At 57.7% G+C, this 14416-nt stretch carries 11 protein-coding genes; 4 read left to right on the top strand and 7 right to left on the bottom strand.

What is annotated here, in order from left to right; translation table 11 throughout:
* Positions 1–43: 43 nt before the first annotated feature.
* A complete protein-coding gene (locus PLO63_07800; GenBank protein ID HOI74033.1) occupies positions 44–2953 on the top strand; it encodes a tetratricopeptide repeat protein in 2910 nt (969 codons plus the stop codon).
* Between the two features lie 45 nt (positions 2954–2998).
* Here PLO63_07800 and PLO63_07805 read toward each other — a convergent pair whose 3' ends face one another.
* From PLO63_07805 to PLO63_07820, 4 genes are all read right to left on the bottom strand, one after another.
* Entirely contained in the window at positions 2999–3694 is a 696-nt protein-coding gene (locus tag PLO63_07805) for a glycoside hydrolase family 75 protein (GenBank protein HOI74034.1), read from the bottom strand.
* A gap of 468 nt (positions 3695–4162) precedes the next feature.
* Positions 4163–4495 (bottom strand): hypothetical protein, encoded by a 333-nt coding sequence (locus tag PLO63_07810; GenBank protein ID HOI74035.1) that lies wholly within the window; start codon positions 4493–4495, stop codon positions 4163–4165.
* Positions 4496–4961: 466 nt separating this feature from the next.
* Positions 4962–5957, bottom strand: a complete 996-nt coding sequence (locus PLO63_07815; protein HOI74036.1) for a 4Fe-4S binding protein — start codon at positions 5955–5957, stop codon at positions 4962–4964.
* A gap of 74 nt (positions 5958–6031) precedes the next feature.
* The gene (locus PLO63_07820; GenBank protein ID HOI74037.1) at positions 6032–6286 is read right to left on the bottom strand and encodes a hypothetical protein; all 255 of its coding nucleotides are present in this window, start codon (positions 6284–6286) and stop codon (positions 6032–6034) included.
* Between the two features lie 400 nt (positions 6287–6686).
* Here PLO63_07820 and PLO63_07825 point away from each other — a divergent pair, with 400 nt between their 5' ends.
* Entirely contained in the window at positions 6687–7277 is a 591-nt protein-coding gene (locus PLO63_07825; protein HOI74038.1) for a hypothetical protein, read from the top strand.
* Positions 7278–7475: 198 nt separating this feature from the next.
* A complete protein-coding gene (locus PLO63_07830) occupies positions 7476–10223 on the top strand; it encodes a PAS domain S-box protein (protein HOI74039.1) in 2748 nt (915 codons plus the stop codon).
* A gap of 6 nt (positions 10224–10229) precedes the next feature.
* Here the strand turns inward: PLO63_07830 and PLO63_07835 are convergent, their stop codons facing one another.
* Positions 10230–10622, bottom strand: a complete 393-nt coding sequence (locus PLO63_07835) for a cyclic nucleotide-binding domain-containing protein (protein HOI74040.1) — start codon at positions 10620–10622, stop codon at positions 10230–10232.
* Between the two features lie 268 nt (positions 10623–10890).
* Between PLO63_07835 and PLO63_07840 the strand changes: the two genes are divergently transcribed.
* The gene (locus PLO63_07840; GenBank protein HOI74041.1) at positions 10891–12666 is read left to right on the top strand and encodes a transglycosylase domain-containing protein; all 1776 of its coding nucleotides are present in this window, start codon (positions 10891–10893) and stop codon (positions 12664–12666) included.
* 70 nt (positions 12667–12736) lie between these two features.
* Here PLO63_07840 and PLO63_07845 read toward each other — a convergent pair whose 3' ends face one another.
* Together PLO63_07845 and PLO63_07850 are read right to left on the bottom strand one after the other, a co-directional pair.
* Positions 12737–13165, bottom strand: coding sequence for a peptidylprolyl isomerase (locus PLO63_07845; GenBank protein ID HOI74042.1), 429 nt, complete (start codon positions 13163–13165; stop codon positions 12737–12739).
* A gap of 54 nt (positions 13166–13219) precedes the next feature.
* Entirely contained in the window at positions 13220–14416 is a 1197-nt protein-coding gene (locus tag PLO63_07850; protein HOI74043.1) for a hypothetical protein, read from the bottom strand.

Here is a 14416-nt window from a genome sequence, read left to right on the forward strand (position 1 = left end):
GGCTCATTCCGCGGAAAGCCCGGCGGACCGGGCGTTGAACCTGATGAAACAAGGAAAGCCGGAGCAGGCGGTGACCCTCCTGTCGACGCCGAAAGCAATGAAAGATGCAGGGCTTTCGTCCATCCAGGGTTGGGCCTACCTTCGTCTGAACGATCCCGACGGTGCGGAAAAGGCTTTTCGCCGCAGCATCGGACTCCGGGAAAAGCAATCGGATGCCCACTGTGGTCTCGGGTATGTGAATCTTCGTCGGGGCCTTCCCGTGGATGCAATGGTCTCTTTCAAAAAGGGTCTTGAACAGGGCAGGATGAACATGGATTGCATGGCCGGACTCGCCATGGCGCTGGAGCAGACCGGGGACAGGACGGGGGCGAAGCAGGCCGCGGAAACCGTTCTGAAAAAAGACAAAACCAATGAACTGGCCCAGGCTGTACTGCGCCGTCTCGACCTGACGGAGGAAAGGCCGCCGGAAGATCCGATTCGAATCGCCCTCGATACCTACCGGAAAGGCGAATGGGGGGCGGCCCGGATTCTGCTGAAGAAGATCGCTTTCGACGGGAAAATGAACGAAACGGTTCTGTCGGCCCTGGCGGACTGCCATTACCGGCTGGGGAACGTTCCGGAAGCTGCGGACGTCTATCGCCTCATGATGGAGAGAGGAATCGGCACCGAGATGGCCAGGCTTCAGCTTTCGAGAATCTATGGCATCCGGCCGGGGGACGTCCAGTGGTGGCAGAAATCGTCCCCGCTTACAAGGGGCAGACCGGCGAAAACACAGTTTCTCTATCGTGCAAAAGGGGATTACTTTGAATACTTTGACGGAAAGGATTGGAAGCGAACCTACCTTGTCGGCATGAACATCGGTCCGGCCGCTCCCGGCGAGTACCCCTCGACGGCCCCCAGGGATGTGGAGGCATACGAGGTCTGGTTTGATCAGATTGCCGCCATGGAATCGAACATGATCCGGGCCTATACGATTCTACCCCCGGCATTTTACACGGCACTGAAAAGACACAACGAAAAGGCGTCCCGACCGCTGTGGCTCCTGCAGGAGGTCTGGCTCACCGAACGGGAGGACACGGTTGATCTTTACGACAGCAGATGGCGGGACGAATTCAGGGAAGAAGCACGACGCGTGGTCGACCTTCTCCACGGGAATGCCGTGATTCCTTACCGTCCAGGGCATGCCGCCGGGATCTACACGGCGGACGTCTCCCCTTACGTTTTCGCCATCGGACCGGGACGGGAAGTGGAAACCTCCATCGTCCTGGGAACCAACCGGCTGCACCCGAACAAGACATCCTATAAAGGCCGCTATATCGAGGTGAAAAACGGGAACCCGAGCGAGGTGTGGTTTGCAGAGACAATTGATTATGTCGCTTCCTATGAAATGGAGAGGTACAACGCACAGAGGCCGATGACCATCGTGAACTGGCCGCCATTGGATCCCATGAGCCATGTCACCGAGGCAAACTATGCGGAAGAAATGGCGATGCGCGGGATCCCCGTCGCCGCGACGACCAAAGACATGAATGACAGTGACGCCGTTTCACTCGACGTCATGAAACTGAACGCTACATCCACCTATCCCGCCGGATTGTTTGCGGCTTTTCATGTCTACACATACTGGCCGGACTTTCTCATGTATGACAGGGAATACCCCAAAACGCGCGATGATCTCGGTTCGAACCGGTATTACGGGTATCTCCTCGACCTGAAAAAGCACCACCGCGGCATGCCCCTCCTCGTCGCCGAGTACGGGGTCCCGACCAGTTGGGGAATCGCCCATGTACATCCAGACGGATGGCACAACGGCGGGTTCAGCGAAAAAGGCCAAGCCGAGCTCCTGGATCGCATGACCAGAAATATCAAAGATTCCGGCTGTGCCGGCGGTCTCATCTTCGCGTGGCTGGACGAGTGGTGGAAATCCGTGGCCGACAATTTTACCCGGCCCTTCGATCAACCCCCCGAGCGCCGCACATTCTGGCAGAACATGCTCAATCCGGAAGAAAACTTCGGCATCGTCGGGTACAGGCCGAACGCCACGGTACCCCTCCTGCGCGGGAATGACAGCGACTGGGAAAAGGCAACGACCATTTCGGCCGACTCATCTCCAAAAGCCGGACGGATTCGAGCGGTCCGTGCCATGTCCGACTACGCTTACGTCTATCTCCGTATCGATTTGGATAAGAGCCGGTCGGTGATCGACTGGAAAAAGGAAGCCTTCTGGGTGGCCCTGAGCACCCTTCCTGGCCGCGCCGGAAGCCGGGAACTTCCCAGACCGGCCCCGCGCATTACGGACGGCGCGACGTTTCTCCTGAAGTTCGACCGTCCGGATATGGCCACCCTGCTCATTGCCCATGGTTTCAATCCCAACCAGTGGATTGTCGATACCGGCGTGCCGGGTGGACGCCTTATTCTGCGCAAAAAAGACGTCAAACTCGGCGTCCTGGAGAGGTCTTCTTTCGAAGAGATGATGATACAGGCCAATCCTCCCCGCTGGGGGAGGGACGGGAGCATCTTCCCGCCCATCTTCGTCAACAGGAGTGAATTGCCCGCCGGCACGGCCGATCCCGCCTTGCCCGGATCGTCAACCCTGGCCGCCTGGAACGTCGATAAAACAGGCTCGATGATCGAGGTCAGGATTCCCTGGGGGCTGCTCTATGTGGCCGATCCGTCCACCCACCTCTTCTATGGGGGAACGGACGGGCAGGCGGAGCCGGTCTTCACCAAGGGCGGCGCCATCGGGATTGCGGCCATGCACTTCACCGTCGGCGAGTCCGGACCGCGTTTCCAGGAGAGTCTCCCGCACTCGGTCAACAACAGGATCAATCATGCATTGCCGGCATATGCCTGGGCGGAGTGGAATGAAATGCAGGTCAAGCCTTACATGAAACCGGCCTACTATAGCCTTCAGAGAAGCTTCCGGCAGATGCTGACCGAGATGAAGAAATGACTCTCTGAATCGGGAGGGTGGGAGTCCGAGAGGTGCGGGAGGTTCTCAGCGAGCGCCGGCGAAGCAGGCTCCGAGTTTCTCCATGCCCCCCCACCGCTTCAGAAGATCCATTCCCATGGCGTTGATCTCGTTTAAGGTCTTCGGCTGCTCATCGCCGGTTCCAGGGAAGATCAGGTACTGGATCCCGCTCTTGGTCCCGCCGATTCGCGCATCCGGATCCACGCCGAGTGCCGTGGCGAGGGCGATCGATCCCTCTCCGATGCCGGTCTTGGGCGCCTGATCCGCAAGGATGGCGAAGGAATACAGGCCGTTCTCGGTATTTCTTACGATTGCGATATCCCCCAGACAGGCCCTGGCGTCACGCCGGCATTTGCCATCGGGGTGCATGACCTGTTTCGGCAACGCAAGATAGGGGATTTTTTCAGAGTCAACGTATCTGTGCGGGTCTGTCCGCCTCTTCGTCCTGTCGTAAAGGCTCGTTGTGGAGACGTAGTACCCGGGGGCGGGATCCGTGGAATTCTGGATGTACGGTTTCCTGTTCGCCAGGACGATTCCGACCCAGTTTCCCTGCTCGTCCTTTCCGTGTGCATTATCGTCTATGCCGATGTTTTTGGGATGGTATGCATGGGGTGACCCGTCCGCGTCGATGGTCATGCCGGTCTGGAAGAAGAAGACGTCATACCCGCGCTGCTTCCAGACGGCAACCTTCTCACCCTTGTTGTCGACCACCTGCCAGACCATTCGGTCGCAGAAAGCCCTGTTCGGTGATGCCGCTTCGAGACGGCCGGGACCGTGATGAACGAACGTTATATACAAGCAAAAGGTCGCGATCAGGACAAGAGAGGCAACGATGATCCCCGTTCTCTTCCTTGCGGATCGACCATGTTCTTCATGCAAATGGCTGCCTTGTGACTTCATACAGATCCAACTGAAAATTCCGCTCTGGCTTCACCCCGCCCTGTGCTTCACAATCCTGAATCAGGCGTCATCGTTTCCCTTGCTCAAAGGCCTTTCAACCGATGCCTCCGCAGTTGGAATCCCGACCGAATTATAGAAAGGGAATGTACATTATCCGACACAGGAATGGTTTGCAAGTGGATTGGGGCTGTTTGAAGGGAAAGAGACCATCCGGATGATCCACCGCGGGATCGGTCAAATCCATTTCATCCAACGGAAAGAAACGCACTGTATATTCGGCAGGCGGATCCCTTAATCATCAGAGGCGGTTTCCAGGAGCCGGACCTCATCGAGGAGACTGCGCACCCTGGCCGGATCCTTCCGGAAACGGATCGGCCGGCCATTGTAGTCCGTCATGTTGGTAAGCGTGCAACTGTCCACGCCGGCGGGACGGACGGTCCGAACGGCCTCCCGGACATTGTCGGGCGAGATGCCGCCGGCCAGGATCACCGGGATGCGAACCCTGCGGCACAGGGCGGAGGCAATCCCCCAGTGGCAAATCTTCCCGGTGATCCCAACGAATCCCTCCACGGGCTGCTGACCGGAAGAGGCGCCGGCCGTCCATCCCAACCGCGTATCGGTCATAAAGAAATCACAAGTATCGACGAGCAGGGATGCGACTCGAAGAACCGCCCGTTCTGCGGTCTGGGCGTCCGGCAGGTCCGCCTCCGGAACGGGGACGGAGCGAATGATGCTGACATCCGGAAACTCTCGGCGCACCCGTTCGTGCAACCGGTCCATCCGCTCGCACGATTTCTCTATGCCATCATGGTCCTGGAGAGGAATATCGTCGCAGAAATGAACCAGGCCGGGCCTGTAATATTCCAGAGCCCGGAGAATCTCATCCGTTTCTGTAAGCAGTGGAATCAGGGTGCTTTTCGATGGGGAGTGATTGATCAGTTCGATGGACTCCCTGAGAAGGGGCTGTTTCCACTCTTCACGGAAGAGGATCACACCGCCGATGTGGTCGACGCCCAGCTCAATGAGCGGTCCCGCCTCCCGGGGCTCCTGAACTTCGTAGATCTGGACGAGGATTTTTTCCATCCGGAAGCTACGAAGGGATGAAGTCCCGATCCCGTGCGACTGTCATGCCGATCGCTCCCGTCGGGCAGAAATGGCTGCAGACGCCGCAACCAATACAAATGTCATCATGGATGGCAGCCAGGTCTTGTGAATCCAGGTAGATGGCATCCATGGGGCATTCATCCACGCAGATTCCACACCCCGTACACGACGACGCCTCGACAACGGCCCGGTACCGGCTGGGAACGAGCAGACTGTTCGTCTCCTCTTTCCGGGCGTAGGGGAGGCCGACACAACAGCATTGGCAGCAATTGCAGATCACCGTTCCAATCCCGGCCTTGTTTTCGGTCAGGTGAACCAGCCCTGCTTCCTCGGCGCTGCGGAGAATCGCCTTTGCTTCCTCGACGTCGATCCGCCGGCCCGTGCCGCGCTTGATGGCGTATTCAGCCCCCCGGTTCATCTGGAGACATACCTCCAGCGGTTTGTCGCACTTGCGCATGATCATCCGGCACGGGCACTTCGTCACGGCGAGCAGGTCCGCGCTTTCGACGATCCGGCTGGCATCCTCGTAGGCCAGGACATGGCTTTCGGGCTCGATCTTTTCATGGATGGGGATCACCCGGAAGAACGGGGGGGCCTGGATTGCCTTCAGCAGGGCCGGCACCTGCGGGTACTCTTCCTCCGTATAGCGGCGCCAGAGATCGAGCAACTCGCCGGGAGCTTCCGGCCAGAGGCTCGATGCATCGTGAAACTGGATGATGTGCCGCGGCATCCGATAGATTGGCCGGCCGTCTTTGAAGGACTCGAAGACGAGACCCTTCCGGAAGAGAGACTGGAGGATGGTATCCATCTCCGGCCGGGGTTTTTCGAACCGCTCCGACAGATCTTCCACCGATGCCGGCAGGGCATTGACCAGGCGAGCCTCGTCCTCGGAGCAGACAACCTTCCAGATGAGGGGGACAATATCGGATTCCCCCGCGCCGACTTTCTTCGACAGTTCCCGGTAGACATCCCCGTCAGGCATTCCGTTCCCTCTCCTCCCCCGGTCCTTTCCATGAACCGGGAGCCTTTTCGAATGACATCGTTCCGTCTCCGGAATCAGCAGGCCGCGTCCTCTTCCGGTTCGGCCCATACGATGTGGTCCTTGTTGACGATCATGACCTTGCTCTCGGCACTCTGGGTTGTTACATCGTAAAGGACAATGAAAGGATTCTTAGACTTGGCAAAGATGTCGGAGACCCTCTTTTCATCACCCAGATTGATTCTTCCCCGCAGCAAGGATCCGTCAACCGTCCTGATGGAAACCAGACTCTCGGTGACCTTGGCCGACTTTTTCGAACCGGCTTTTTTCATGACCGACCTCCTCTTTTATCAAGTGGTGTTCTCATGGGATTCCACTTTTCCATCGTTCGCTGCCGCCAGACAATACCGGATGGATTCAAATGCTTACGGCACATCCGGTTGCCGAGCGCCTTTCGAGGTTACTTCCCCTGCAAATTTCAAGCTTTATAAATGAACGACGTCTCATAGTCAAGGTGGATCCTCATCAATCTCCGGATATCCTCGACATTGCTGCATAGAGGCGAAGGCCGGATCTTTCCAGGGCGGCATTGGTGGTCCAGGCATCGTTTCATCCCAATGGAAGGGAACGGTTTCAACATGTAAAATCATTACGCTAAACTGAAAAGCAGAGGTTCATTGGTGATGGCGCGATCATTGCTTTAATCTCATGATCATGCACGAGGAGGGAACCATGGAATCCGTAAGTCGTATCGCACATTCAAGAGAGCCGATGCATTCAGCATCGACAAGAACCGGTATTACTGCCCGACCGGAAAAAACACACGGAGGAGGTATGGCAACCAGGGCGGCCGCAGGGGAAGATTTTGCCGATGTCTTCACGCATGTGGAGGAAGGATCGGGAAGCGGAGAAGTGACGGGTGCGACCGAATCGTCGGGATCCGATCCATCATCCTTCAGGGCGAAAGCAGAGGGAACGGGCCTTATGGCGGTCCTGGAAAAACTTGCCGCCCGCAGCGCCTTGAGACCGGAAGTCAGGGGATTGCAGAACGCTGCTGAACGGATCCGGGAGAACATGGAACGCCAGGGACTTACCGTGCCCTTATTGCCTGTCGATGAGGATGTCTACCCGATCGTGTCACCAGGCACGGGGAACGAACCAGTGGAAGAAATTCAGGCCATCGCCGAAAGCGCTGAAGAGGAAGCATATGATCCAATACCATTGGCTCCCATGGCATCGTCGGATGGTTCACCCGCTCTGACGGAGGATCCGGTTGCCATTATTGCCGAGAATCAGACCGTGTTCTTCAACGAAGAGGGATGAGCGATGCCGGAGGGAAATTGCACTCCCGAACCCGTTCCACCCGTTCCATCGTTTCCGCGTCCCTGTGTGAATAGCGATTTAATGGAATCTCTGGATTTCAGACCTCATGTTGTGAAATGATATCGTGCCGATTTAATGAATTTCGGTATTCTCTGCGGCCCGCAGGTTGCGGTTGATAACACCCGAAGGATGGATCGGATGAGCGGGAATAAGAAGGCCAGGGAGCCGTTTGTCCATGAACTGGATGCCCGGAAGGAAAAAGTCGCCCGTCTTGAGGACACTCTTCAGGATAAAGCGGTGACCGCCGACCGACAACCTGTCGAGGAGGAGGTCCAGCGGTATCGCTTCATGGTGGAAAACGCGGGAAGCGAGATCTACCTGGTTCGTCGCGATGGCAATATCGCCTTTGTAAACCGGGCGGCTGCAACGAGTCTGGGCTATACAGTCGATGAACTGCTGTCGATGAACGTCCGGGATTTCGATCCACGGTACGGTCCAATGTTTTCCCGTCACTTCGACGAGCTGAAAGCAGGCGATCTCCCGCCCTTTGAAACAGTACATATTGCCCGGGATGGACGCGGAATCCCCAAGGAATTCAAATCGTCTTACCTGAAGGTTGGAAACGAAGAGTACATCTGCGGCTTCGGCCTGGATATCACCGAAAGGAAGCGGGCCGAAGAATCACTGAAGAAGAGCGAGGCGATGTACCGCAGCGTCATCGAGAATATCCAGGAGGTTTACTATCGGACCAATCGGGAGGGCCGGCTGGTCTTGACGAGTCCGTCCGGAGCGGCGATGTTCGGATACGAGCGGGTGGAAGACATTCTCGGCACGGATGTGCAGAGCCTCTGGGAGGACCCCGGTGAAAGACCCAGGCTTCTCGCGGAGGTTGCGAAGCACGGAAGCGTGGAGGATTATGTCGGTCTCATGAAGAGAAGGGACGGCAGCGTGTTCATGGCATCCCTGAGTGTCCATTTTTACCGGAACGACGAGGGAAACACGCTTGGGACGGAGGGCATCATCCGGGATGTCACGGAGCTGAAAAGAGCGGAAGCGGCCCTGAAGAAAAGCGAAGAGACATTCCGGAAGGCGTTTCACACAAGTCCCGATGCAATCAACATCAACCGCCTGTCCGACGGCATGTTCGTGTCGATCAACGACGGATTCACAAAGGCAACCGGATACACGGCGGAAGACGTGATCGGCAGGACCCCGTCGGAAATCGATCTCTGGCTCCATCCGGAAGACCGGGATCGGATGGTCGGGACCATGATCGAACACGGCGAGGTCCGCAACCTGGAGGCCCCTTTCCGGAAGAAAAACGGTTCCATCGATATCGCGCTGATGTCCGCCTCCATCATCGACATCGACGGCGTTGCCCATATCCTGAGCATCACACGCGACATCACGGAGAGAAAAAGGGCCGAAGAGGCGGTCCGGGAGAGTGAGAGGCGCTTCCGCGACCTGGCGGAGCTGCTTCCCCAGGCCGTCTTCGAGTTTGATGAGCAGGGCCGCTTTACCTATGCGAACCAGTTTGCTCTCAACCTCTTCGGCTATACGAGGGACGATTTCAAAGGCGGGATCGACGCAATCGACACCATCGCCCCGGGGAGCCGGGAATTGGCGGTCCGGAACATTACCAGGGTGATGAGAAACGAGTTGAAATCGGGGACGGAATATACGGCGATCCGCAAGAACGGCGAGGAGTTCCCCGTGATCATCTATTCCACCCCCATCCATCGGGACGGCAGGGTCGCCGGCCTGCGCGGGATCATTATCGACCTGACGGAGCGCAAGCGTCTGGAGGCGCAGCTGACCCAGGCACAAAAGCTGGAAGCCGTCGGCACCCTGGCCGGCGGCATGGCGCACAATTTCAATAATATTCTCATGGGAATCCAGGGACATGTCTCGATGATGCTCATGAACATGGATACCGGGCATCCCTATTACGAGCGCCTGAAAAACATCGAAGAACAGATCCTCAGCGGGGCGGATCTGACGAAACAGCTTCTGGGATTCGCCCGGGGCGGAAAGTACGAGGTGAAGCCCCTGAACATCAACGCCGTTCTTTCATGGACGGCGGAGATGTTTGCCAGGACAAAGAAGGAAATCACGATCGAGATGGACCTGGGAGAGGAGCCGCTGACGGTCCTCGCCGACCGCAGCCAGATGGAACAGATGCTCATGAACCTGCTTGTGAACGCCTGGCAGGCAATGCCGGCGGGAGGCAGGATTTACCTGGAAACGAAAAGCGTCCTTCTCGGCGCGGCGGAAATCAGGCCATATGAGGTGACTCCGGGTCCCTATGTGAGAATTACCGTGCAGGATTCGGGTATGGGAATGGACGAACGAACACAGAAGCGGATATTCGAGCCCTTTTTCACGACGAAGCAGATGGGGAGGGGAACAGGCCTGGGACTGGCGACGGTCTATGGCATCGTCAAGGGCCATCGGGGATATATCACGGTCTACAGCGAAACCGGGCACGGGTCGAGGTTCAACATCTACCTTCCCCTGGCGGAAGGCGAAACACCTGCGCAATGGACGGTGGAAAAGACCGAAGCCACGTCCGGATCGGGGGTCATTCTGCTCGTCGAGGATGAAGAACAGGTGCTCCAGACGACAAGGGAGATGCTCGAGCTCCTTGGATACACCGTCCTGACCGCCCGGGACGGCCGGGAGGCGATCGAGGTGTACCGCCGGATGGGGAAAGGCATCGATCTGGTTCTGATGGACATGATCATGCCGGGAATCAGCGGTGGCGAGGCCATTGACGCCCTGCTGGAAATCAATCCGTCCGTACGGATCGTTCTGGCCAGCGGCTACAGCCTGAACGGCCTGGCCGGGGATATCATGCGACGAGGCTGCAGGGCCTTCCTCCAGAAACCCTACAACATGGGGGAGTTGTCAAGAACCGTCACTCAGGTGATGAGCGTGCCCGCGTAATTCGGTCTATTTCCCTCCGACTCCGGATCCGCCTTCGGCCTGGTATCTTATGAGGGCGTCGGTGGCGGCCCGAAGTCTGCCCGCCATGGCTTTCAGCACCATCCTGAAATTGTCGGAAAGCTGGTTGTATTCCCTGTCAAAAAAATTCCGGTCGATGATCCCCACGACGGTGTCGCCGATTGCCCTGGCGGATGCCGTGCGCTCCCCTTTGGTGATGTACGCCACTTCACCGAAGATCTCGCCTTCCTTCATCCTGGCGATTATAATCTCCCGCTCGTTCATGGTGCGGTATATCTCAACGCATCCCTCGTCAACGACATAAATCCAGTCCCCGTGAGATCCTTCCGTAAAAATGACCGTTCCGTCGGGATAGTTCTCGTACGTTGCGATCTGGAACATCGGTCTCCTCCTTTTTTTTCCGCCGTCGGGTATTCTCGGTTATTCTTCAAGAATATTCAATTCTATAACCGAAGCCGATGAAAAACGAAACACAGAAATGAGCGTCTGCTTCATCAAGTGACGGAAATTCGACCCGGTCGGCTCATACCCCGAGGGTGCATGACATCATGGAAAACGATCCGATCTTGTGTCATATAGCAAACCCTGTTTACCCCCGTGCGCCCCGCCGGCAAAGATCGTGCAAACGAAAAGGAATGGAAGCACCGAGATGAAAATGAAGCGGATCCGGATCGCGATCACCATCGGCCTGTTGCTGTCTCTTGTTGCCGTGGCTGCCACATACATGACGATACAGCGCGAGATCGAGCAGTTGAAGCCGCGCCTGGCGGAGTATGCAAGCCTCCGTTATGGTCTGGACGTAAAGGTGGACGACCTCGGTTATGCCTTTCCGGACGGTCTCCGGGCAACCGGGCTCCGGGTCTCTTTCCTCGGAAAACCGATGCTGGAGGCGGCAACGGCGACCTTTCGCATTCGCCTGTCGGATTTGTTCAGGAACCGGTCCCTGGGGACACGGAGCCTGAGGTCCGTGGATGCCGAGGCCGTAAAGGTCAGCATTGAGCGGTCCGCTGCAGGTGGATGGCTATTCCCCGGTCCTCCCCCCTACCCTTCCCGAAAAGACGCATCAACCAACGGAGAGGAAAAGTTCGAACGGTCCCGGGTTCTCTTTTCCATCCGTGGTCTCGAAATCCATCTGGCGACGCAACGGGGTGCCATCCACCGGACGTACGACCGCCTTGAAGCCCTCTACGATCCTTCGCAAAGGTCCGCCGAGTTAAATCTGCGGGGTGGAGAGGAGAAACTGAAAATCGCTCTTGGCACGGGACCGGAGCGGCGGGTCGATGTAGAGGCGGATGCCGTCTCCCTGGAGCCGTTGCTTCTTTTCACATCGCCGGTCATCCCTTTCGACCGGCTCTACCTGGGAGGGAAAAGCACGGTTCGGGAAATTTCTCCTGGAAGGTACGCCTTTGCGGTTTCAGGCCGACTGTTCGGCAAGGGCTCGGACGGGAGCCTGAAGGTCCGCGTGAACATGGAAGGGCTCGGGACGCATGACGGACTGGAGGAGGCCCGGGGGGAGATGGACCTGGGGGGGGAAAGCTTGCTTTTTTCCGCAACCTCTACGGGAGGGAAAAGACGAGGATTTCAAGCGGATGCAACATTCCGCAACTTTTCCTTCGAGCGCGCGGTTGCCTCTGTTCCCGCCTCGTTTCGACCGAATCTGTCCGATCTGAAAGTGACAGGATATCTGAATGGCGTTTTTACGACGTCCATTGCCACGGCGCCGCCTTACCGGACGTCTTACCGCTTCACGGGCGAATCGGAGCGGCTCCGGGTGCTGGCGCTTGGACCGGGAATACGGATCGCCGCCTTGAGAGCCCCATTCCGGCATACATTCCGCACGGAGCAGGGCAAAACCATGAACATCTGGGTCGGCCCGGACAATCCCGATTTTGTCCCCTACGGAGAAATCCCCCCGGCGATGATCAAGGCCGCGATGTCCGCTGAAGACGGAGGGTTCTTCCGGCACAGGGGCTTCAGCATCCAGCAGTTTATCGAGGCCCTGGCGGACAACATCCGGGCCGGCAGGGTCGTTCGGGGAGCCAGCACGATCACCATGCAGCTGGCAAAGAACCTCTACCTGCCGAAAGCGAGAACGCTTGGCAGAAAATTCGAGGAGCTGTTCATCACGGTTGCTCTCGAGCAGGAGCTGTCCAAGCGCCGCATCCTGGAGATCTACATGAACATCATCGAGTGGGGCGATGGCATCTACGGTCTCGTTCCCGCGTCGAGACACTATTTCCGGAAGCATCCGTCTGAACTGACGGATGAGGAATGCGCCTTCCTTGCTTCCATCATAGCCCGGCCCAGGCACCGCTGGAGGCCGGACCCGCTGGTCAATCTCGGGGCCGGCTGGAGGCAGTACGTGGACCTGCTCGTCCGGAAAATGGAGGAAAAGCAGCTCCCGGAAGAGCGGGAACCGCAATAGGAGAGACCGGTTTTTTCGGCCGCCATCATGGGATCGGCGGGTACGCCGTCCCGTCTTCCCGTCGGGAGACCTATCCGATGCCGACGACCTTGATCTCGAAGGTCAGGTTGCGGCCGGCGAGAGGGTGGTTTCCATCGATGGTCACCTGGTCCCCTTCCGTTTTCACGATGCGCCCTTCCACTTCGATGCCGTCGGCCCGGGTAAAAGAAACCTCCCTGTCGGGCTCCGGAACGATGCCGGCAGGCAGCTCAGCGGCCGGCACGGTCCATACCAGGGAAGGATCCTTCGGGCCGTAACCGTCTGCCGGCTTGATGGTGACCGTTCTGGTCTCACCCGTCTTCATGCCCATGACACCGGTTTCAAAGCCCTTGATAACCTTTCCCTTTCCAACGGTAAACTCCAGAGGCGTGCCGCCCACATTGGTCTCGAAAACCTTTCCGTCCTTGAGCCTTCCCGTATAGAAGATTTTCACCCGGCTGCCTTTTTTCACCTGCGACATGAATGCCTCCTTATCTTCGTTTTGAATTTTTCTTCTTGTATTCGCGTTCTCTTGTCATTCAAGGGGGTTGGCCGATGGGATCCGAAACAGGCCCTTCATGAGTTCGAAAAATGTGTCGGGAAGGTAGCGGTCCCAGATCCGGATCGGCAGGTCGACCGCTGCTCCTGGTGGCGCTTCCGGGATCGTGAAAAGGTATTCAAGAAGATACCCTATGTTCCTGGCCAGATGTCCCCTGTAGGGTTGAGCCGCCCGCTGTTCCATGATCCTGTCCTCGTGCATGCAGCGGCCGATCTCGCTTTCCAGCATTTCCTGGAATGTCGATACGATGATCTCCAGGATGACGCTCTCCTCACCGGATTCGACAAATTCGGCAAATGCATGGTTGACGGACGCGTCGTCCCATCCTTTTTCCTGGAAATAGGACAGGGTGTGGCCGCGGACAGGAGGCGAAAGAATCAATTCGCGGAGGGGGCGGTAGCGAACCGTCAGGTTGACGGCGTTGTACTGTCCCCGATGCTCCTCCTGTTCCACGATGGTACAGCCTGCCCGGGAAAGGGTCTCGCACAGGGGAGCCAGGGATGGATTTTCCCAGACGATTTTCAGCCCTCCGACATCGTTGATGGCGAGGTTCTCCGTTTCCTCCAGCGGGCGGTGGTTTCGGAGGTCATCGAGAAACGCCTCTTCGGCCCGGAGGAATTCCTCGTTCATCTCTTCCGGCGAGGTGATCAGTTCGTGCCGGGGAACGCCGATCCGTCTCGCCCGCCCCTCCGCAAGTGAGTCCGCGCCTTTCCGGATTGCTGCAAATACGCGGTCGGCAATGCGCCGGGCCGACTTTTCGGCGATGCGCCGGGCCCGTTTGATCCGGTAGGATCCGGCGTAATGGCTCCCCTCCCCATTTTTCCGTGAGACAAGGACCCCGTGAAAGGGGGTCTCCCGATAGTAGTGCCCCGGACGCCGCAGATACTCACGAATGAGAAAATCGATCCGGTCGTTCCTGTAGGGCGGATTTTCAATGAGCACATCCTTCAGTCCTCCCTTGCGGGAGATCCGGTGGAAGATCGTCCCTTCTTCACGGGAACCGCCGAAGACGTTTTCAGCGAGGGTCCCGAGGCAGCGGCACAGGAAAAGGTTGTTGAACTGGACCAGCCGTACGATGCTCTCCTCGTCATCGGGACGTGCGTCTCCATACATCCAGCGCCGGATGATGTCGTCAAGAACAACACGATGAAGGTAGCTGTTAATCTGAATCAT

Source organism: Syntrophales bacterium (genome assembly GCA_035363115.1).
Classification (GTDB): domain Bacteria; phylum Desulfobacterota; class Syntrophia; order Syntrophales; family PHBD01; genus PHBD01.

Bases quoted from the DNA above. Each gene is read 5' to 3' on its own strand.
- PLO63_07800 (HOI74033.1), top strand. From the start codon at position 44: ATGAAACAAGGAAAGCCGGAGCAGGCGGTGACCCTCCTGTCGACGCCG.
- PLO63_07805 (HOI74034.1), bottom strand. From the start codon at position 3,694: ATGGTCTGGCAGGTGGTCGACAACAAGGGTGAGAAGGTTGCCGTCTGG.
- PLO63_07810 (HOI74035.1), bottom strand. From the start codon at position 4,495: ATGACCGATACGCGGTTGGGATGGACGGCCGGCGCCTCTTCCGGTCAG.
- PLO63_07815 (HOI74036.1), bottom strand. From the start codon at position 5,957: ATGCCTGACGGGGATGTCTACCGGGAACTGTCGAAGAAAGTCGGCGCG.
- PLO63_07820 (HOI74037.1), bottom strand. From the start codon at position 6,286: ATGAAAAAAGCCGGTTCGAAAAAGTCGGCCAAGGTCACCGAGAGTCTG.
- PLO63_07825 (HOI74038.1), top strand. From the start codon at position 6,687: ATGGAATCCGTAAGTCGTATCGCACATTCAAGAGAGCCGATGCATTCA.
- PLO63_07830 (HOI74039.1), top strand. From the start codon at position 7,476: ATGAGCGGGAATAAGAAGGCCAGGGAGCCGTTTGTCCATGAACTGGAT.
- PLO63_07835 (HOI74040.1), bottom strand. From the start codon at position 10,622: ATGTTCCAGATCGCAACGTACGAGAACTATCCCGACGGAACGGTCATT.
- PLO63_07840 (HOI74041.1), top strand. From the start codon at position 10,891: ATGAAAATGAAGCGGATCCGGATCGCGATCACCATCGGCCTGTTGCTG.
- PLO63_07845 (HOI74042.1), bottom strand. From the start codon at position 13,165: ATGTCGCAGGTGAAAAAAGGCAGCCGGGTGAAAATCTTCTATACGGGA.
- PLO63_07850 (HOI74043.1), bottom strand. From the start codon at position 14,416: ATGATTCAGATTAACAGCTACCTTCATCGTGTTGTTCTTGACGACATC.